This window comes from Methylocella silvestris, assembly GCF_002891535.1.
GTDB lineage: Bacteria > Pseudomonadota > Alphaproteobacteria > Rhizobiales > Beijerinckiaceae > Methylocapsa > Methylocapsa silvestris_A.
The window spans coordinates 19,554-37,088 of record NZ_PDZR01000011.1 but is presented as its reverse complement, the minus strand read 5'-3'; the positions used below and the strand labels follow the sequence as shown (position 1 = coordinate 37,088).

General features: G+C 63.4%; 14 protein-coding genes. 5 read left to right on the top strand and 9 right to left on the bottom strand.

Going from position 1 to position 17,535, the window contains the following annotated elements; genetic code table 11:
• Positions 1-45 precede the first annotated feature (45 nt).
• Genes CR492_RS11040 through CR492_RS11025 form a run of 4 tightly spaced genes read right to left on the bottom strand, consistent with a single transcriptional unit; the run spans position 46 to position 3,695 of the window.
• Positions 46-1,053 carry an adenosine kinase gene (locus CR492_RS11040; protein ID WP_102843806.1) on the bottom strand — a complete coding sequence of 336 codons (1,008 nt, stop codon included), beginning with the start codon at positions 1,051-1,053 and terminating at the stop codon, positions 46-48.
• A gap of 57 nt (positions 1,054-1,110) precedes the next feature.
• Positions 1,111-1,881: an ABC transporter permease gene (locus CR492_RS11035; RefSeq protein WP_102843805.1), complete on the bottom strand. Its 771-nt coding sequence runs from the start codon at positions 1,879-1,881 to the stop codon at positions 1,111-1,113.
• On the bottom strand, positions 1,878-2,660 hold the full coding sequence (locus tag CR492_RS11030) for an ABC transporter ATP-binding protein (RefSeq protein WP_102843804.1): 783 nt from the start codon (positions 2,658-2,660) through the stop codon (positions 1,878-1,880). Before CR492_RS11030 ends, CR492_RS11035 begins: the two co-directional genes overlap by 4 nt.
• Positions 2,661-3,695: an ABC transporter substrate-binding protein gene (locus tag CR492_RS11025; protein WP_102843875.1), complete on the bottom strand. Its 1,035-nt coding sequence runs from the start codon at positions 3,693-3,695 to the stop codon at positions 2,661-2,663. It lies immediately after the preceding gene.
• Between the two features lie 138 nt (positions 3,696-3,833).
• Between CR492_RS11025 and CR492_RS11020 the strand changes: the two genes are divergently transcribed.
• Positions 3,834-4,655, top strand: coding sequence for a creatininase family protein (locus CR492_RS11020; RefSeq protein ID WP_102843803.1), 822 nt, complete (start codon positions 3,834-3,836; stop codon positions 4,653-4,655).
• 109 nt (positions 4,656-4,764) lie between these two features.
• On the opposite strand, the gene CR492_RS11015 is transcribed toward CR492_RS11020, so the two are convergent.
• The 3 genes from CR492_RS11015 to CR492_RS11005 form a co-directional block, all read right to left on the bottom strand.
• A complete protein-coding gene (locus CR492_RS11015) occupies positions 4,765-5,604 on the bottom strand; it encodes an FkbM family methyltransferase (RefSeq protein WP_245412048.1) in 840 nt (279 codons plus the stop codon).
• Positions 5,605-5,706: 102 nt separating this feature from the next.
• Positions 5,707-6,153 (bottom strand): GNAT family N-acetyltransferase, encoded by a 447-nt coding sequence (locus CR492_RS11010; protein WP_102843801.1) that lies wholly within the window; start codon positions 6,151-6,153, stop codon positions 5,707-5,709.
• 7 nt (positions 6,154-6,160) lie between these two features.
• Positions 6,161-7,744: a glucan biosynthesis protein gene (locus CR492_RS11005; protein WP_102843800.1), complete on the bottom strand. Its 1,584-nt coding sequence runs from the start codon at positions 7,742-7,744 to the stop codon at positions 6,161-6,163.
• An 846-nt stretch (positions 7,745-8,590) separates the two neighbouring features.
• Between CR492_RS11005 and CR492_RS11000 the strand changes: the two genes are divergently transcribed.
• Both CR492_RS11000 and CR492_RS10995 read left to right on the top strand, forming a co-directional pair.
• Entirely contained in the window at positions 8,591-9,721 is a 1,131-nt protein-coding gene (locus CR492_RS11000; protein ID WP_102843874.1) for a type III PLP-dependent enzyme, read from the top strand.
• 155 nt (positions 9,722-9,876) lie between these two features.
• Entirely contained in the window at positions 9,877-10,461 is a 585-nt protein-coding gene (locus CR492_RS10995) for a GNAT family N-acetyltransferase (RefSeq protein ID WP_180982514.1), read from the top strand.
• Positions 10,462-10,505: 44 nt separating this feature from the next.
• Here the strand turns inward: CR492_RS10995 and CR492_RS10990 are convergent, their stop codons facing one another.
• Complete coding sequence (locus tag CR492_RS10990) at positions 10,506-11,060, bottom strand: hypothetical protein (RefSeq protein ID WP_146030241.1); 555 nt, start codon at positions 11,058-11,060, stop codon at positions 10,506-10,508.
• 289 nt (positions 11,061-11,349) lie between these two features.
• On the opposite strand from CR492_RS10990, the gene CR492_RS10985 reads away from it, so the two are divergent.
• Both CR492_RS10985 and CR492_RS10980 read left to right on the top strand, forming a co-directional pair.
• Positions 11,350-12,780 carry a homospermidine synthase gene (locus tag CR492_RS10985; RefSeq protein ID WP_102843798.1) on the top strand — a complete coding sequence of 477 codons (1,431 nt, stop codon included), beginning with the start codon at positions 11,350-11,352 and terminating at the stop codon, positions 12,778-12,780.
• A 209-nt stretch (positions 12,781-12,989) separates the two neighbouring features.
• Entirely contained in the window at positions 12,990-13,835 is an 846-nt protein-coding gene (locus CR492_RS10980; RefSeq protein WP_102843797.1) for an indole-3-glycerol phosphate synthase TrpC, read from the top strand.
• A gap of 32 nt (positions 13,836-13,867) precedes the next feature.
• Here the strand turns inward: CR492_RS10980 and CR492_RS10975 are convergent, their stop codons facing one another.
• Positions 13,868-17,380, bottom strand: a complete 3,513-nt coding sequence (locus CR492_RS10975) for an indolepyruvate ferredoxin oxidoreductase family protein (protein WP_180982513.1) — start codon at positions 17,378-17,380, stop codon at positions 13,868-13,870.
• Positions 17,381-17,535: the final 155 nt, after the last annotated feature.

Below are 17,535 nucleotides of genomic sequence, written 5' to 3'. Positions count from 1 at the left end.
GGTGCAAGTTTGCGGCATCTAAAGGATGGCGCGTCGACGAATAAATTACACCTTGAACCCGTTCTGCTCGGCCAACTGCCGCAAATCCGTCTGCGGCCTTGCGCCGATGTGCTGGATGATTTCGGCGGCGGCCAGCGCGCCGAGTGTTGCGCATTCGCTAAAATCGCGCCCGAGCGTGTAGCCGGTCAGAAATCCCGCGGCGAACAAATCGCCGGCGCCTGTTGTGTCGACAACCTGCTCTACAGAGGAGGCCGGGGCGGATACAACAACATCGCCTTTCACTACAACACAACCCTGTTCCGAGCGCGTCACGACGCCCAGAATATTTTCGGCCTTCAGCAGCGACACCGCCGTATCGAAATCGGAAGTCTGGTAAAGCGAATGCAATTCGCTTTCATTGGCGAAGATGATCTGCGCCCCGCCGGAGCGGATGAAGTCCAGAAACTCGTCGCGGTAGCGATCGACGCAAAAAGAATCGGACAGGCTCAGCGCCGTTTGCCGGCCCGCCGCGCGGGCGATTTTCGAGGCCTTGCGAAAGGCGTCCTTGGCGGCCGGCGGGTCCCACAGATAGCCTTCGAGATAGGTCACGGCCGAATCCTTGATGACCGTCTCGTCGACGTCGGCTTCGGTCAGATCCTGGCAGGCGCCGAGAAAGGTGTTCATGGTGCGCTGGCCGTCGGGCGTGACGAGGATCAGGCAGCGCGCGCTCTCGGCGCCGTCGCCCGCCGGCGGCGTCGAGAAGCCGACTTTCGCCGCGCGGATGTCATGGGCGAACAACCCGCCGAGTTCATCCGCCTTGACCTTGCCGATGAAGGCGGCGCTACGGCCAAAACTCGCGAGCCCGATGATCGTGTTCGCCGCCGAGCCGCCGGAGACGATGGTGGTCTGTCCCATCGCCTCATAAAGCTCTTTCGCGCGCGCCTCGTCGATCAGCGTCATGCCGCCCTTGCGCAGATCATGGGCGAGCAGAAAATCATCATCAGTGCGGGCGATGACGTCGACGATGGCGTTGCCAAGACCGACGACGTCGTAACGGCAAGAAGAGGCGGGCATGGGTCGCTTTCTGTTGGGCTTGACGGGATGTAAACTTAACTTGTGCTGCGGCGGAGTCTACCGCCTTGCCAAAACGTCGCGCCAGCGGCCGAGCAGCAGATCGGAGAGGGCGGCAAGGCTGGCATAAATGGCGACGCCGGAGAGGCAAATCAGCAGGAGGGCCGCGAACATGCGCGGAACGTTGAGGCGATAGCCGGCTTCGACGATGCGGAAGGCAAGACCCGCGCCCTTGCCGCTCGCGCCGGCGGCAAGCTCCGCGGCGATCGCGCCGACCAGCGCAAGGCCGCCGCCGATACGAAGGCCGGCGAGGAAATAGGGCAGCGCGGAGGGCGCGCGCAAAAGGATCAACATGCGCCAGCGCGAGGCGCCATAGAGGGTGAAAAGATCGACGAGATTGCGGTCGACCGAGGCGAGGCCGAGCGCCGTGTTCGAGAGAATCGGAAAGAAGGCGACGAGGAAGGCGCAGGCGAGCGTGGCTTCACGCGAATCGAGATAGACGAGCAGCAGCGGCGCGATGGCGATGATCGGCGTCACCTGCAGCACGATGGCGACCGGCAGAAAGGCGCGCTCGATCCATTTCGATTGCGCGAACAGAACCGCCAGCGCGACGCCGCCGCCGACCGCGGCCGCCAACGCTTGCAGCGTCGCGCCAAGCGTGACGAGAAGGGCCGGAAACAGGATGGCCCGATCCGAGGCGAGCGTTTCGAGGATGAGGCTTGGCGCCGGCAGCACATAGGGCGGCGTGCCGCTGGCGCGAACGAGAACCTCCCACAGCGCCAGCGTTCCCGCGAGGACGAGCAGCGGCGGCGGCGCGGCGGCGGCGCTCACGGCGCCTCCTCGCCCATGGCCCGATGCAAAGCGTTTGACGCCGCCTCGCACAGCGCCGCGAAAGCGGGGCTCGCGCGAAAATTCCCGGTCTCGCGCGGCGCGGCGGCGTCGATTTCGGCGGCGATTCGTCCCGGCCGCGGCCCCATCACCGCGATGCGGGTTGAAAGATAGGCCGCCTCGAAAATCGAATGGGTGACGAAGACGATCGTCGCGCCGGTCTCACGGCGCAGCCGCAGGAGATCGTCGTTGAGCTGAAACCTTGTGATTTCGTCCAGCGCCGCGAAAGGTTCGTCCATCAGGATAAGAGAAGGGCGGGGAGCCAGCGCGCGGGCGATCGAGACGCGCATCTTCATGCCGCCGGAGAGTTCGTTCGGAAAGGCGTTCTGAAATCCGCCAAGCCCGACGAGCGTCAGCGCCTGCTCCACGGCGGGCGCGGCCTTGCCTCGGCTTTGTCCGGCAAGGCGCAGCGGGAGAAAAATATTGTCGAACACTTTCGCCCAGGGCATCAGCGTCGGCTCCTGAAACACGAAGCCCACGCTGCCGGCCGAAAAAGAGCGGGTGAGACCTCCGGCGCTCGGGGCCTCAAGCCCGGCGATCAACCGCAAAATGGTCGACTTGCCGCAGCCGGACGGCCCGAGCAGGGTCAGAAATTCTTCCGCGCGAATGTCGAGATCGACGTCGCGCAGCGCCTCGACGCCATTGTCATAGAATTTGGAGACGCCGCGCAGTGAAGCCAGCGGCGGGGCCGCCAGCGTTGCGGCTGACAGGGCCTCAGTCATTTACGGGCGCGGAATGAGATCAAGGCCGACGCCCTTGTTGATGAATTGGAGCGTGTAGGCGCGGCGATAATCGAGATCGGGCTTGAACAGTCCGGCGGCCGCCATCTTGCCGAAAAAGCTTTTCACGCGAGGCTCGGTCATGGCGCCGACGCCAAGCGTGCGGGCGTCGCCGGAAACGACGATGCCGAGCTCGCGCATTTTTTCGCGCGAATAGGCAAGCAGCTCTTTTGTCATGTCGGGGTTGTCGGCAAGGATCAGCGCGTCCGCCTTGCTGCTGTCGCCATAGAGGTAGTTGATCCAGCCGATGATCGAGGCGTCGACGAAGCGCTGCACGAGATCGGCGTTTTGCGCGATGAGGTCGGCCCGGGTTTCGATCAAAGTGGAATAGGAATCATAGCCATAATCGGCGACGAGGAACACATTGGGCCGAAAGCCGCCCTCCCGCTCGATTGAAAACGGCTCCGAGGTCGCATAGCCCTGCTGGATCGAATTTTTATCGCGAATGAAGGGCGCGGCGTTGAAATTATAGGGCTGGACCTTGTCCTCGGAAAATCCATAGGCGCTCTTGAGCCATTGATAGACCGAGACGAAGGCGTCCTTGCCGATGAAGGCCGTGGCCCTGGGGAGATCTTCCATTTTGTCGAACCCCGCGTCGGGGTGGGACATCAGGATGAAAGGGTCTTTCTGGAACAGCGCGGCGACCGCGACGAGCGGGATGTTTTGCGAGGCGGCGTCGAACGACTGGATCAGATTGGCGGCAAGATTGAACTCGATTTTGCCGGCCGCCAGCAACAGCCTGTTGTTGGCCTGAGGGCCGCCCTGCAAGATCGTCACGTCGAGGCCGTAGCGCTGATAGGTCCCGTCGGCCTTGGCCTGATAGAAGCCGCCATGCTCGCCTTCGGCAAGCCAGTTGGTCGCAAAGGTCACTCTGTCGAGGGCGAGGGCGGGCCCGCCGAAAAAGGCGACGATAAGCAGGCCGGCGACAACGGCGCTCAAGGTCGCCTGTCGGCCCGGTGATGCGAGCGTTGCGGTCATGCGAGAATCCGTTGCGCCGCCGAGGGGAAGCAAAGCCGGCAAGGCTGATATTGCTTTTTGCCTGCGCCTCGCGAAGATGCAAGGGCTGGGCTAGCCTCCAAGGCTCCTCGCCGATAACGCCGAAGGGGCGGCGACAAAATGCTGCAGACGCGCTTCTGGTCCGAGATGAGCTGGACCGACTTTCGCGACGCCGACATGGCCGAGGTCATCGCCGTGCTGCCGGTCGCCGCCGTCGAGCAGCACGGGCCGCATCTGCCGGTCGGCGTCGATCATTTTATCATGGACGGCTATATTGAGCAGGTCGCCGCGCGGCTGCCGCCGGAACTGCCGGTCTTGTTCTTGCCGGTGCAGAGCGTCGGCTGCTCGATCGAGCATGGCGATTTTCCCGGCGCCCTCAGCCTGTCGGCGGCGACCGCCATCCGGGCCTGGACCGAAATCGCCGAAAGCGTGCGCCGCGCCGGCTGCCGCAAACTGGTGCTCTTGAACTCTCACGGCGGCAATTCGGCGATCTTGAACGTCATCGCTCATGATTTGCGCGCCCGCCTCGGTATGCTGGCGGTGCTGGCGTCCTGGAGCCGGTTTGGCGCGCCGGACGGGCTGTTCTCCGAAAATGAAAAGATTCACGGCGTCCACGCCGGCGATATCGAAACCTCGCTGATGCTGAGTTTTCGTCCCGATCTCGTGCGTATGGAGGAAGCCGCCGATTTTGTGCCCGAAAGCATCGCCATCGAGAATGAATTCAACTGGCTGCGCGTCGGTCGCCCGACCGGCTTTGGCTGGATGAGCCAGGACCTTTCCGAATCGGGCGCGATGGGCGACGCCGGCGCGGCCGCCGCCCGCAAGGGCGAAGCCTGCGCCGATTATGGCGCGACGGCTTTCATCGAACTGTTGCAGGATATAGAGGGGTTTGATCTCGACCGGCTGAAGCAGGGGCCGCTCGGCCAGGCAAGCCGCTTTTAGAGCGCTAATCGATCACCTGGAAACATGCGATCGATTAGAACGCGCGCTACATCAATAAGTTGGAGCATGTCGTTATTGTTCGGATGATTCCATCTGAACGGGACATGCTCTAGATTTTTTGCGGCTGCGACAGCGCGGTAAGGCGTGCGAGAAGATCGGCCGGACTTGACGTGGCGATGTCGGAGCGCCCGAGCGGGGCGGCCGCGCCGAGCACCTTCGGCGCCGAGGGACTCGAGGCGAACACCATCCCGTCATAGCTGGTCGTCCCGAAATCGAAATCGCTGGAAACTTCGACGCGGTAGCCGAGCGCGGTCAGCTTGTTGCAGACGCCGGAATGAAGCTCCTGCGAATGGGTCGAGATGAACACATAGCTGACCTTATGCTCGGACAGGGTTTTCTCCGCCCCGTCCAGCATTTCGAGCTCGAAGCCCTGAATATCGGCATGTAAAATGTCGAGATGGGTCAGATTGCGGCTCGAAAAGAAGGGGTCGACCTCGAAATTTCCCTTGCCGACGAAGGCTTTGGTGAATTCCCCCTTAAATCCGTTCAGCTCGAAATTACGCTGCCCGACCCGCAGATTGGCTTCGTCGGGCTCGACCATGGTCACGAGCGCGTCGGGATGTTTGCGCTTCAGCCACATGGAATAATGCGCCCAGTAGGCCCCGAGTTCGAGCATCGTCGGGCGAGGCGGCAGCAGCTTCAGGCATTGCTGAAACACATATTCTTCCAGCGGCTCATGCACGCCGCGGTTGATAATCAGAATATCGCTGAACTCTTTATAATAGGCATATTCGCCCGAGTAATGAACGCGGTTGCCATTATGCAGCCAGACGAGATCGTCCTCGACGACGCCCGCCTGCGGGATGCGCTCGACGAGAAGATTGATGGGATCGGAGACGATTTCCCTGAACCGGCCGATAAAATCGGCGACGTCTGCTTTCGGCGGCACTGTTATCCCCGTCATCACATTGGCGCGGCGCGTTCGTTGCGCTGCCGCGCAATTTACGTATTTTGCCTGAAATGGCCAGCCGCATCGCGGCCGGCGGCCCGATCAGGCTTCGAGCGGTTTTTCGAGGCGGATCGCCTCGCCGCCATCCTCATAATAATCCTCATAGCGGCCGAAGATGCGATAGCCGTTTTTTTCATAGAGCGCGATGGCGCTTTTATTGTCGGTGCGCACCTCGAGCCTCAGAAAACGCGCGCCATGCGCCTCGGCGGCGCGCTCGCTGGCGCGAAGCAGCATCCGGCCGAGGCCGCGTCCGTGCTGCTTTGGATCGAGCGCGATCGAATAAAGCCGCGCCTTCAGCGATCCCTTGCGCAGGCCAACGAGACTATAGCCGACCACCTCGTCCTGCGTGGCGAGGGTCAGCATCAAGCTTCTCTTCGCCGTGAGAAAATAGCGCAGGCTCCGGCGCGTCAGCCGGTCGCCCTCGAAGACGGCGTTTTCGATGCGCTCGATCGCGGCAAGATCCTGCGCCGTCGCAGGCCGCACCATCATGCCGGCTTCAATCCGGCCGCCAGGGATAGGTCCAGGTCTCGGTCAGCGCCTGCGAGCCGCGCCGCAAGAACGCGCGCAGATCCGCCGATTGGCCGCCGTCGAGCTGGACGTCGAACGCGGCGCGAAATCCTCTGACATGCGGGTTCGGCACGAGAAAGGAGCGCACGATCTTGCCCTGGCTGGTCGAGGGCACAATCTCGACCGAGCCGGGATCCATGGCGTAGAACGGAAGATCGCCGCCGGTGAAATCGATGATGAAGCGGCGCGTGCCGGGAGCTGGAGCCTCGGCCGAGCCGAGCGCCGCCGCCGTCGTGTGATAGGTGTTGAGCGCGCGTCCGTTCGGGGATAGCCGCGTCAGATTGAGGCTGGCGACGAGGCGATAGGCATAGCTGAACGGCTTGTTGGCCTCAGGAGAATCCTTTGGCGTGAAGAAAGCGACGATATTGTCGTTGGCTTCATGCTCGGTCGGCAGCTCGACGAGATCGACATGTCCCTCGCCCCAGCTTTCGCGCGGTTCGACGAAATAGCTCGGGCGCCGCTCATAGGCGAGATCGAGGTCCTGATAATGATCGAACTCGCGGTCGCGCTGCAGCAGGCCGAACCCCCTGACGTCGCGGTCGAAGAAGGATGAAATGACCGGCTTCGTCGGATTGCGCAGCGGCCGCCAGATCCATTCGCCGGTGGCCGAATGGACGAGAAGCCCGTCCGAATCATGCAGTTCAGGGCGGAAATCCTCGTTGAAGCGGCGGTCGTTCTCGCCGAGGAAAAACATCGAGGTCAGCGGCGCGAGGCCGAAGCGGACGCCGGCCTTGCGCGGATAGAGCACGGTCGACACCTCCATCGCCGTCTCGACGCCGGGATAGAGGTCGAACCGATAGGCCCCGGTCGTCGAGGGGCTGTCGAGCAGCCCGAAGATCGTGATGCGGTCGGCGTTGGCCTCGGGCGAATCGATCCAGAATTCGCGGAAGAACGGAAATTCCTCCTCCTCGCCGCCGGCGCCGATGGCGAGCGCGCGCGCCGATATGCCGTAATGCTGGTCGCGGCCGAGGAAGCGGAAATAGCTCGCGCCGAGAAAGGCGATGACCTCGTCGTAAACGCGCGGCGAATTCAGCGGATAGTGCAGCCGGAACCCGGCGAAGCCGAGATTGACCGGAATCGGCTTCTCGGGCTTCGTCCGTCCATAGTCGAAAAGGCTGGTGGTGAAGGGGATCGGCGTCGGGATGCCGTCGCGGATGGTGTTGATCGTCACCGGGCGCTTGTAGAGATGGCCGAGATGAAACAGCTGCAGTCGGAACTGGCTGCCGGGGCTGTTCAGGAAAGCCTTGTCCGGCCGGAAGCGGATGTCGCGCCAGGCGTCGAAGTCGAGCTTGCTCAGCGCCTCCGGCAGGGGCGCGATCGCCGCGTCGAAGGGGGCCGAGGCGAGGTCCTTCGCGCGGCGCAGCACGTCGTCGAAATCGAATTTCGGCTGCGGCGCGGGCGCGGCGGGCGGCGCCGTCTGGCCCGCTTGCGAGGCCGCGGAAGCAAGATGCGTCGTCAGCGCGCTCGAGGCGATGAGGCCGGTGACGAGAGTGCGGCGGTTCAACTGGGTCATGAGCGATTTGGGATTTGGAGGGCGGCCGCGCGGAGCCGGGCGGCTCGTTTGGCGCTGTTTCAAGAGGCGCCCTTGGGGTTAAAGGCCTTTTTGGCCGGCAGCAAGGCGATACGTCACGATGATTTTCGACCGAGCGGGTCAAAATTCATGAGCGTGTTTTATTTCAATTAGTTAAGGAACGGTCTGCTTCCGAAAACTCTGCAACTTTCGCCGGCGCGCTCTCGCGCTATGGCTGCGCACCTGTCCTCAGGCTTCGTATCAAGTCCGGCTGAACTGTGTCTTTGGCGCCCCCTGCGCGGCCGACGCATGATTGGGCGAAAAAACTGCTTGAAATCCGTGCGAATCTGCCTATTTCTGCGTTTGCCCATTTTCGCACGTGCCTGTGGTCGTGTGTCGGTTGGCGGGGATCCGGACAAGAGGCCGGTTAACCGCCTGAAAAGGACCGACAGCCGGAGGCGAACCGGCGAACCCCGCCAAACGGGGGACGCGACTTAAAGCAACGACGGACCGGGCTTTTTTGGTCTCTGCCAGCCTCCACAGCTGGCAACCGAAGAGGCTTGTCTATCTTGCCGGGCGTGCGGAGGGGATTTCCCACTCCAAGCGAAGGCCATGAACGTTTCGCAAGGCGCCTCTGCGTCCTTTCGGAGCGCGATTGTCCAACGGCGCAGCATCAGTGCGATTCGCTCTGCGAAGCTTAAGGCTTCGTGGAAACGATATCGCTCGCGAATGGCGGGTCAACTGGACCGCTCGCGTCTCCAAAGCGCGGCGTGTTTCAGCATCGCCTTTCACCCCGAAGCTTATTCGTTCTGGCGCGGTCCATGCCGCGCCCTTCGAAGGGATGCCGCGATGACCGATCGTATCCTTGAATTTCTCCGCAACCGTCGCGAAGACGGCCCGTGCCTCGTGCTCGATCTCGACGTCGTGCGCGACAACTATATGTCATTCGCCACCGCCATGCCGGATACCCGCGTCTATTATGCGGTAAAGGCCAATCCCGACCCGCGCGTGCTCGAGCTGCTCGCGAACCTTGGCTCGTGCTTCGATGCGGCTTCGGTCGTCGAGATCGAGGCGGCGCTCGCCAGCGGCGCGGGCGCGGACCGCATCAGCTTCGGCAACACGATCAAGAAGGAGCGCGATATCAAGCGCGCCTACGAACTCGGCGTCAGAATGTTTGCCGTCGACTGCGAGGCCGAGGTTGAGAAAATCGCGCGCGCGGCGCCAGGCTCTAGGGTGTTCTGCCGTCTGCTCTGCGACGGCAAGGGCGCCGAATGGCCGCTGTCGCGCAAATTCGGCTGCGACGTGGATCTCGCGCCGCGGGTGCTCGAACATGCGCATCGGCTCGGGCTCGTCGCCTATGGGCTGTCGTTCCATGTCGGCTCGCAGCAACGCAATCCCGCCATGTGGGACGGCGCGCTGAAGGCCGCCTCGGCGATCTTCAATGATCTCGGCGAGCGTGGCATTGCGCTGCAGATGGTCAATCTCGGGGGCGGATTTCCGACCCGCTACCTCAAGGAAGTTCCGGCGGTGCGGGCCTATGGGCAGTCGATCATGCAGTCGCTGCGCAAGCATTTCGGCAATCATATCCCGGAGACGATCATCGAGCCGGGACGCGGCATGGTCGGCAACGCCGGCGTGATCGAGGCGGAAGTCGTTCTGATCTCAAGGAAGTCGGACAACGACGACGTGAAGTGGGTCTATCTCGATATCGGCAAGTTCAATGGGCTCGCCGAGACCATGGACGAGATGATCCGCTATCCGATCCGCACTTCGTTCGACGGCGATGAGACCGAGCCTTGCGTGCTCGCCGGGCCGAGCTGCGATTCGGTCGACGTGCTGTATGAGAAGGAGCCCTACCACCTTCCCGTCAGCCTCGAGATCGGCGCCAAGGTGCTGATCGAGGGAACAGGCGCCTATACGACGACCTATTCCAGCGTCGGCTTCAACGGCTTTCCGCCGCTCAAATCCTATGTGATTTGACGCTGTTTAGCTGAAACCGGACCTGCGCCGGCGCGTTGAGCGCCGCCGCCGGACGATTTTTCCCCAATCGCTGTCCCGAACCGCCGGCTAAGGCTTCATGCCTTCGCGCGGCGCCCGGGTTGTCGCGCATCCGGCATGACGCCGCGGAGGCACTGATGACCTTTGTTTTGACGCCTGTTCAGGCGAATGTTGCGCCCTTGATCGCGCTCGCCCGCGAGCCCGTGATTCATATCGCCGAGGAGACCCCGGGCGATGTTTTCGCGCGCGAAAATTTGCTCGACGCCGCCTTTGGCGAGACGCGATTTGAGAAGGCCTGCGAGCGTCTGCGCGAAGGCCGGCTGCCGGCGCGCGGACTTGCGCTTTCAATGAAAGATGGAAACCGGCTGATCGGTACGGTGCGGCTCTGGCATATCGACGCCGGCGGCGCCCGCGCCCTGATGCTTGGCCCGCTCGCCATCGACGCCGCTTATCGTTCGCAGGGGCTTGGGCGCAGGATGATGGCCGAGGCGCTGTGGCGGGCGCAAAGCTTTGGTCATCGCGCCATATTGCTGGTCGGCGACGCGCCCTATTACGTGGCGTTCGGCTTTTCACGCAGCTTGACTCTGCGCCTTGAAATGCCGGGTCCGGTCGATGAGGCGCGCTTTCTCGGACTCGAACTTGCCGAGGGGGCATTGCGCGACGCGCGCGGCCTCGTTTTGGCGACAGGCGTTTTCGCGGAGCGCGAATTGCTCGCCGCTTGAGGATTGGTGGCAGCCAGGCCAGCTCGGCTGCCACACGTCGCCAGTCAGAAGGATCCCTTGACCATGATCGTGACGCCGAAGGCCTGCTGAGGCGGGATCTTCCGGCTAAATGAATCCGTGCTCTGTTCGCCGGCCGAGCCGGTCGCGGAAATCCGGAACAGCGGCGAAACGCGATAGCCGAGCGAAACGCCCGCGCCGGTCAGACTGCTGCCGCCGATCGGCAGGGCGGGCTTTACGGAAAAAATCGCCGCGGCGTCGAATTTGCCGAGCTGCAGAGCAGGCGTTTTGAAGGTCGCTCCGTCGTAGACGGGGTATTCTTCCAGATCGACCTGTTTGACGATCGCGCTGGAGAGAACGCCCGGCGGAATTGGAAAAACAAGTTCGAGGCGCTGCTTCATCAGATAGTCGAGCGTCGCCTTGTGGCAGTAATCGCGCACCAATTTATCGAACTGCGCGCCGAACTGCGGCAGCTCGATCAGATTGCCCGACGGCGTCTCACAGAAGGTTCCGAGGCGTGGGATTGGCGAGGTTCCCTGCGCATTCGGCTGGCTGAGCGGCGTCAGAGCAGGAGAAGCAGAATGGCTGTCATTGTCGGGCATCATTTCGCCTGTTGGTGTGCGCCGGCCTTGGCGCCGGCGCGGGCGCGGAAGAAACGACATTACCGGTCGCGGCGGCGTCACGTTGTGCGAGGGGTCACCGGTCATGAAGGCGACATGCGGGGGCGGTAGACCAAAGCCCCCTTCGTCGCGCCTTTCGGTGGGGCGCAGCTTCTGCCGCGCCAGCCCGGGCGTCCCGCCCGGCGCGCCGTCCTTGACTTAGCCGCCCCTCTTGCCTAGTCGCGGAGCAGGCGTTCCGCGCATTCCCTTATCGAGACTGGAGAGACCAAAAATGACGCAATGGCCCGTGCATGGCGCGATTACCGGCCCGATCGTGCTGATCGGCTTCGGATCCATCGGACGCGGCATTTTGCCCTTGATCGAGCGTCATTTCACCTTCGACAAGTCGCGATTCACCGTCATCGATCCGAAGGACAAGGATCGCGCGCTGCTCGACGAGCGCGGCATCAAATTCATCCAGAAACCCGTGACGCGGGAGAATTTCGTCGATCTTTTGAAGCCCCTGCTGACCGAAGGCGAGGGCCAGCCCTTCATCGTCAATCTGTCCGTCGACGTCTCCTCCGTCGCCATCATGCGCCTCGCCCATGAGGTTGGCGCGCTTTATGTCGACACCGTCGCCGAGCCTTGGGTCGGCTTTTACACCGACCCGCGCCTGACTTTGTCGGAGCGCTCCAATTACGCGCTGCGCGAAGCGGTGCTGGATTTGAGGCGCGCCATCGGTCCCGGACCGACGGCGGTCTCCTGCTGCGGCGCCAATCCCGGCATGGTCTCCTGGTTCGTCAAGCAGGCGCTCCTGAATGTCGCTGCCGATTGCGGCGTCGACGCCGGCGAACCGGCGACGCGCCAGCATTGGGCCGAGCTGATGCGCAAGGTCGGCGTCGAGGGCATCCATATCGCCGAGCGCGATACGCAGCGATCGGCCTCGCCCAAGCCGATGGGCGTCTTCGTCAACACCTGGTCGGTGGAAGGCTTCATTTCGGAAGGCTTGCAGCCGGCGGAACTTGGCTGGGGCACGTTTGAAAAGCACATGCCGCTGGACGGCAAGCGCCACGCCTTCGGCCCCGATTGCGCGATCTATCTGATGCATCCGGGCGCTGGAACGCGGGTGCGTTCCTGGACGCCGACCGCGAAGGCGCAGCACGGATGGCTGATTACCCATAATGAAGCGATCTCGATCGCCGATTATTTCACGGTGCGCGAGGCAGGCGAGGTGGTCTATCGGCCGACCTGCCATTATGCCTATCGCCCGGCCGACGACGCGGTTCTGTCGCTCGATGAAATGGCCGGCCAGCAATGGGTTCCCCAGACCGAGCAGCATATTCTCGAGGAAGACGAGATCGTCGACGGCATAGATGAGCTTGGCGTGCTGCTCTATGGCCACGCCAAAAACGCCTATTGGTATGGCTCGCAGCTCTCGATCGAGGAGACGCGGCGCATCGCGCCCTATCAGAATGCGACCGGCCTGCAGGTCTCATCCGCCGTGCTCGCCGCCATGGTCTGGTCGCTCGAACATCCGCGCGCGGGAATACTCGAGGCCGATGAGCTCGATTTCCGCCGCTGCCTTGAAATCCAGCGCCCCTATCTCGGGCCGATCGTCGGCGAATATACCGACTGGACGCCGCTGAAGGACCGCGGCGCGCTGTTTGCCGAAGACCTTGATACGGAAAGCCCCTGGCAGTTCAAGAATGTGATCGTGCGGTAGGCTGACTTTTCCTGCGGGATCTTTGATCTGATCGAATGATCCCGCAGCGGAAAGGCGAAGCGCTGTCGTTACGCGCCTGCGCTTGTCAAAAAAACCCGCGCGGAAAAGTCGCTTTTTGCTGGCGCGCCATCCGGCGCATGATGCAATAAGCTAAATCTTGTCGGGCGCTCCTGCGTTGTCATCGCATCCCGATTTCGCAAGGGACCGGGATGACTGACCTCCAAAATTATTCTGCCGTCGGCCCGCGTCTCAAACCTCTCCTGGAGCAGCGCCAGGCCGACGTCGACAAGGCCAAGGCCAAGCGCTCCGGCGGCAGCCTGACCGGCGCCATCGGCGAGGCGGCCAAGACGGCCGGCTTTCGCGCCGCTCTGTTTCATCATTTTGCGACGACCGGCCGGCCGGGCGTCATCGCCGATATTCAGGGCGCCTCGCCCTTGACGAAAGTGACGCGCTCGCGCCTCGACGTGCGCGACCTCGCCGAGGATTTTCGCGACGCCGGCGCGGTCTGCATTTCCGCCGCGCAGGATCGTCGTCTCTATCGCGGCAGCCTCGCCGATTTCACCGCCGCCAAGGTCGCCAATCTGCCGATCCTCGCCAATGATCTCGTCGTCGATCAATATCAGATCATCGAGGCGCGTTATGCCGGAGCCGACGCCATTGTGCTGATCGTCGGCGTGCTTGGCCGCCAGCTCGGCGATTTTCTGGCGCGGGCCGACTCCGTCCTGCTCGATTGCCTCGTCGATGTGCGCAATGAGGCTGAGCTCGAAATCGCGCTGGAGGCCGGGGCCAATCTGATCGGGGTCAATAATCGCGATCTCGAGACGATGGAGGTCGATCCGTCGATTTGCGAAAGGCTCATTCCGCAAATCCCGCTCGACCGCGTGCTCGCGGTGGCCGCGGGCGGCCTCACATCTTTTGAAGATATCGATCGGATGAAGGATTTGGGCGCGAAGGCCGTGCGCATCGCCGGCGCGTTGATGGCGGCGCCCGACCCTTACGAGATGTTGCACAAATTGCTCGGAACGACGCCGCCCGAAGACCTGGAAGAGGGCTGATCGCTTCGCCGAGGGGCGAGCGCAAAACTTCTCTATTCGGCGGCGAGCTGCATGTGGCCGGATTTCATCCGGAACTTGTCCATAAGCGTCAGCCCCTCGAGTGTCGCTTCTCTGGCGTTGCGCAGCTTCACATGGCCGAAGCCGCGGACCTTTTGCGGCAATTCGGCGAATTCGACCGCGATGGCGTGATTGTCCGGGGTCAGCGTCACGGCGATCTCCGTGAGCGCGCGCTCATAGCCGACGATCAGCTTGCGCTCCATGCGTCGCTCCCGCGTATAGCCGAACAGGTCGAACGGCGTTCCGCGCAAAACCTTGAGCCGCCCCAGAGCCTTGAACGCATGCGCCATCCAGGGGCCGTAGCTTGATTTCAGCATTTCGCCCTTGGCGTTTTTGCGCGCCAACACGGGCGGGGCGAGATGGAACTCGAATTTGAGGTCGCCGTCGAAGGTCGCCGCGACCTGCCGCGCGAAACTCCCGTCGGAATAGAGCCGGCCGACTTCATATTCGTCCTTGATCGCCATCAGCTTGAATAGGCCGCGCGCGACCGCTTGCGCCAGTTCATCGCTTCCGGGCGCTTTGATTTGCTCCGCCTCGGCGATCCGCCGCACAGCGCGCAGATAGCGCTTGGCATAGGTGGCGTTCTGATAGTCGATCAGGAATTCAGCGCGCCGACGCATCACGCTTTCGAGCGATTGCGGCGCTGCGGGCGCGGCGCGGGGATTAAGCGCGGCGGCGGCGGCGGTGACCGACGCCGGATCGGCCGCGGCGCGGCGGCCCCAGAAAAAGGCCTGCCGGTTCATCGCGACGGCTTCGCCGTTGAGTTCTATCGCGCGCAGCAGCGAGGCTTCTTCGAGAGGCACAAAGCCTTTCTGCCAGGCAAAGCCCAGCATGAACATATTGGCGCCGATGGAATTGCCCAGAAGCGTCGCGGCGGTCGCGCTGGCGTCGACGAAAAAGGCTTTGTCTCCGGCGGCCTGGCGGATCGCGCGGCGGATCGCCTCTCCAGACAGGTCGAAATCCGGGTCGCGGGTAAAATCGCCCGGGAAAATCTCCGCGCTATTGACGACGACTCCGGCCTCGCCCTTGCGAATGGCGGCGCGCGCCTGCGCTGAGCCGGTGACCAGAAGGTCGCAGCCGAGCAGCAAATCGGCCTCGCCGGCGGCGACCCGGATTGCGTGAATATCGTCCGGCCGCGCCGCGATCTTGACGTGGCTGACGACCGGGCCGCCCTTTTGCGCCAGTCCGGCCATGTCGATCGCGCCGCAGCCCTTGCCCTCGATATGGGCGGCCATGCCGAGAATGGCGCCGATCGTGACCACGCCGGCGCCGCCGATGCCTGTGATGAGCACGCCATAGGGCCGCGCGCCAATCTCCGGCAGGAGCGGGCGCGGCAGCGTCGAGGCGTCAAATGCCAGCGGCTCGGCCGGCCGCTTCAACTGCGCCCCGTGCACCGTCACGAAAGCCGGGCAGAAGCCGTCGGCGCAGGAAAAATCCTTGTTGCAGGTCGATTGGTCGATCGTCCGCTTGCGGCCGAATTCCGTCTCGAGCGGCTGAATCGAAACGCAATTCGATTTGACGCCGCAATCGCCGCAGCCTTCGCAGACGAGTTCGTTGATAATGACCCGCTTCGGCGGATCGGGGTATTCGCCGCGTTTGCGCCGGCGCCGCTTTTCCGCGGCGCAGGTCTGATCGTAAATGAGGATCGAAACCCCGCGCACATCAGCCAGCGCGCGCTGCGCCTCATCGAGTTTTTCGCGCGGAAAAATAGCAACCCCCGGCGGCCATTCGAGGTCGGCCGGATATTTTTGCGGCTCGTCGGTCACGACCGTGATTCGCGCGACATTCTCCGCCGCAAGCTGGCGGGCGATGCGGTCGACGGTCAGGCCGCCTTCGAGCCGCTGGCCGCCGGTCATGGCGATCGCATCGTTGAACAGGATTTTGTAGGTGATGTCCGTTTGCGCCGCGACAGCGAAGCGGATCGCGAGAATGCCGGAATGATTATAGGTGCCGTCGCCGAGATTCTGGATGATGTGCGGCCGGGTCGAGAACGGCGCCTCGCCGATCCAGTTCGCCCCTTCGCCGCCCATATGGGTGTAGCCCTCGGTGGCGCGGTCCATCGTCTGCGCCATGTAATGGCAGCCGATCCCGGCGTAGGCGCGCATGCCGTCCGGTACTTCCGTCGAGCGGTTGTGCGGGCAGCCAGAGCAGAAATAAGGCGTGCGGACCGGCAGAGTCTCGCTTGCGCCCAGCATCGCCTGCGCCCGTTCGAGCGCCGCGACACGTTGCTCGAGATCCTCGCTGCGATTGGCGCGCAGCAGCCGTCGGCCGAGAGCGATGGCGATGTCATTGGCGTCGAGCGCTCCGGGCGCCGGGAAAAGCCAGCGGCCCGCCTCGTCCTGTTTGCCGATCACGACGGGCTGGTCGGCCGAGCCATAGAGCTCGTGGCGCAGCTGCGCCTCGATCAGCGCCCGCTTTTCCTCGACGACGATGATGAGGTCGAGGCCGCGCGCGAATTCGCGCAAGGACGTCGGCTCCAGCGGAAAGACGCAGCCGACCTTTAAAATCCGCAATCCGAGCGCATTGGCGCGCACCTCGTCGACGCCGAGGTCGTCCATCGCCTGCCGCACGTCGAGATAGGATTTGCCGGCCGCGATGACGCCGATCCGCGCGTTGGCGCCGCCGGAAATGACGATCTTGTTGAGACGATTGGCCCGTAGCCAGGCGAGCACGGCGCCGCGCTTGAAATAATGCAGCCGCTTTTCCTGATCGAGCACGGCGTCGCGCGGGCGGATGTTGAGCCCGCCTGGGGGAGGCGCGAAATCATCGGGCGGCACGGGGCTGACCCGGTCGAGCGATCCGTCGATTGAGGCGGTCGCCTCGACGGTGTCCTTCAGGCATTTGAGGCCGACCCAGACCCCCGCGTAGCGGCTGAGGGCGAAGCCGAGCAGCCCATAGTCGACGATCTCCTGGACGCCGGAGGGCGACAGGATCGGCATCATCACGTCGATGAAGGTGAATTCCGACTGATGCGCGGTGGACGAGGATTCGGCGGTGTGATCGTCGCCCATGAGGGCGACCACGCCGCCATATTTCGATGTTCCCGCCAGATTGACATGGCGCAGGACGTCGCCGGATCGATCGACGCCGGGTCCTTTGCCGTACCAAAGGCCGAACACGCCGTCGAATTTGCCCTCGCCGCGCATTTCGGCCTGCTGCGCGCCCCAGATCGCGGTCGCGGCGAGATCTTCATTGAGACCGGGCTGGAATTTGATGTCGCTCGCTTCGAGCGCGGCGCTTGCGCGCAGGAAGCCATGGTCGAGGCCGCCGAGCGGCGAGCCGGGATAGCCTGAGATAAAGCCTGCGGTTTTAAGGCCGGCGCGCCGGTCGCGCTCTTTTTGCAAGAGCAGAAGGCGCACCACGGCCTGCGGGCCGGAAACGAAAATCTGGCGCTTGGCGAGATCATATTTATCGGGCAGCGCGACGCGGCCGTGGGCGAGGCCTTCGGACTCGAGGCGGTCGAGCGGGCCTTTCACCACGTTCGCCATCGCTGCTCTCTCCCGCCGGGATCCCCGGCCGTCCAACCACACCCAATCCCTATAGGACGAGACGGCGCGGTTGCCAAGATTCTAGAGCAAGACAGCGGGGCGGCGCAAAGCTTTTCGGCGCGCGCAAAGCGTAGATCCAAGTCGCGCGGGACAGT

What these genes read in the sequence shown, in the direction of transcription:
- CR492_RS11025 (WP_102843875.1), bottom strand. Translation starts at nt 3,695, where the DNA reads ATGACCGCAACGCTCGCATCACCGGGCCGACAGGCGACCTTGAGCGCC.
- CR492_RS11020 (WP_102843803.1), top strand. Translation starts at nt 3,834, where the DNA reads ATGCTGCAGACGCGCTTCTGGTCCGAGATGAGCTGGACCGACTTTCGC.
- CR492_RS10995 (WP_180982514.1), top strand. Translation starts at nt 9,877, where the DNA reads ATGACCTTTGTTTTGACGCCTGTTCAGGCGAATGTTGCGCCCTTGATC.
- CR492_RS11040 (WP_102843806.1), bottom strand. Translation starts at nt 1,053, where the DNA reads ATGCCCGCCTCTTCTTGCCGTTACGACGTCGTCGGTCTTGGCAACGCC.
- CR492_RS10985 (WP_102843798.1), top strand. Translation starts at nt 11,350, where the DNA reads ATGACGCAATGGCCCGTGCATGGCGCGATTACCGGCCCGATCGTGCTG.
- CR492_RS11010 (WP_102843801.1), bottom strand. Translation starts at nt 6,153, where the DNA reads ATGATGGTGCGGCCTGCGACGGCGCAGGATCTTGCCGCGATCGAGCGC.
- CR492_RS11005 (WP_102843800.1), bottom strand. Translation starts at nt 7,744, where the DNA reads ATGACCCAGTTGAACCGCCGCACTCTCGTCACCGGCCTCATCGCCTCG.
- CR492_RS10980 (WP_102843797.1), top strand. Translation starts at nt 12,990, where the DNA reads ATGACTGACCTCCAAAATTATTCTGCCGTCGGCCCGCGTCTCAAACCT.
- CR492_RS10990 (WP_146030241.1), bottom strand. Translation starts at nt 11,060, where the DNA reads ATGCCCGACAATGACAGCCATTCTGCTTCTCCTGCTCTGACGCCGCTC.
- CR492_RS11000 (WP_102843874.1), top strand. Translation starts at nt 8,591, where the DNA reads ATGACCGATCGTATCCTTGAATTTCTCCGCAACCGTCGCGAAGACGGC.
- CR492_RS11030 (WP_102843804.1), bottom strand. Translation starts at nt 2,660, where the DNA reads ATGACTGAGGCCCTGTCAGCCGCAACGCTGGCGGCCCCGCCGCTGGCT.
- CR492_RS10975 (WP_180982513.1), bottom strand. Translation starts at nt 17,380, where the DNA reads ATGGCGAACGTGGTGAAAGGCCCGCTCGACCGCCTCGAGTCCGAAGGC.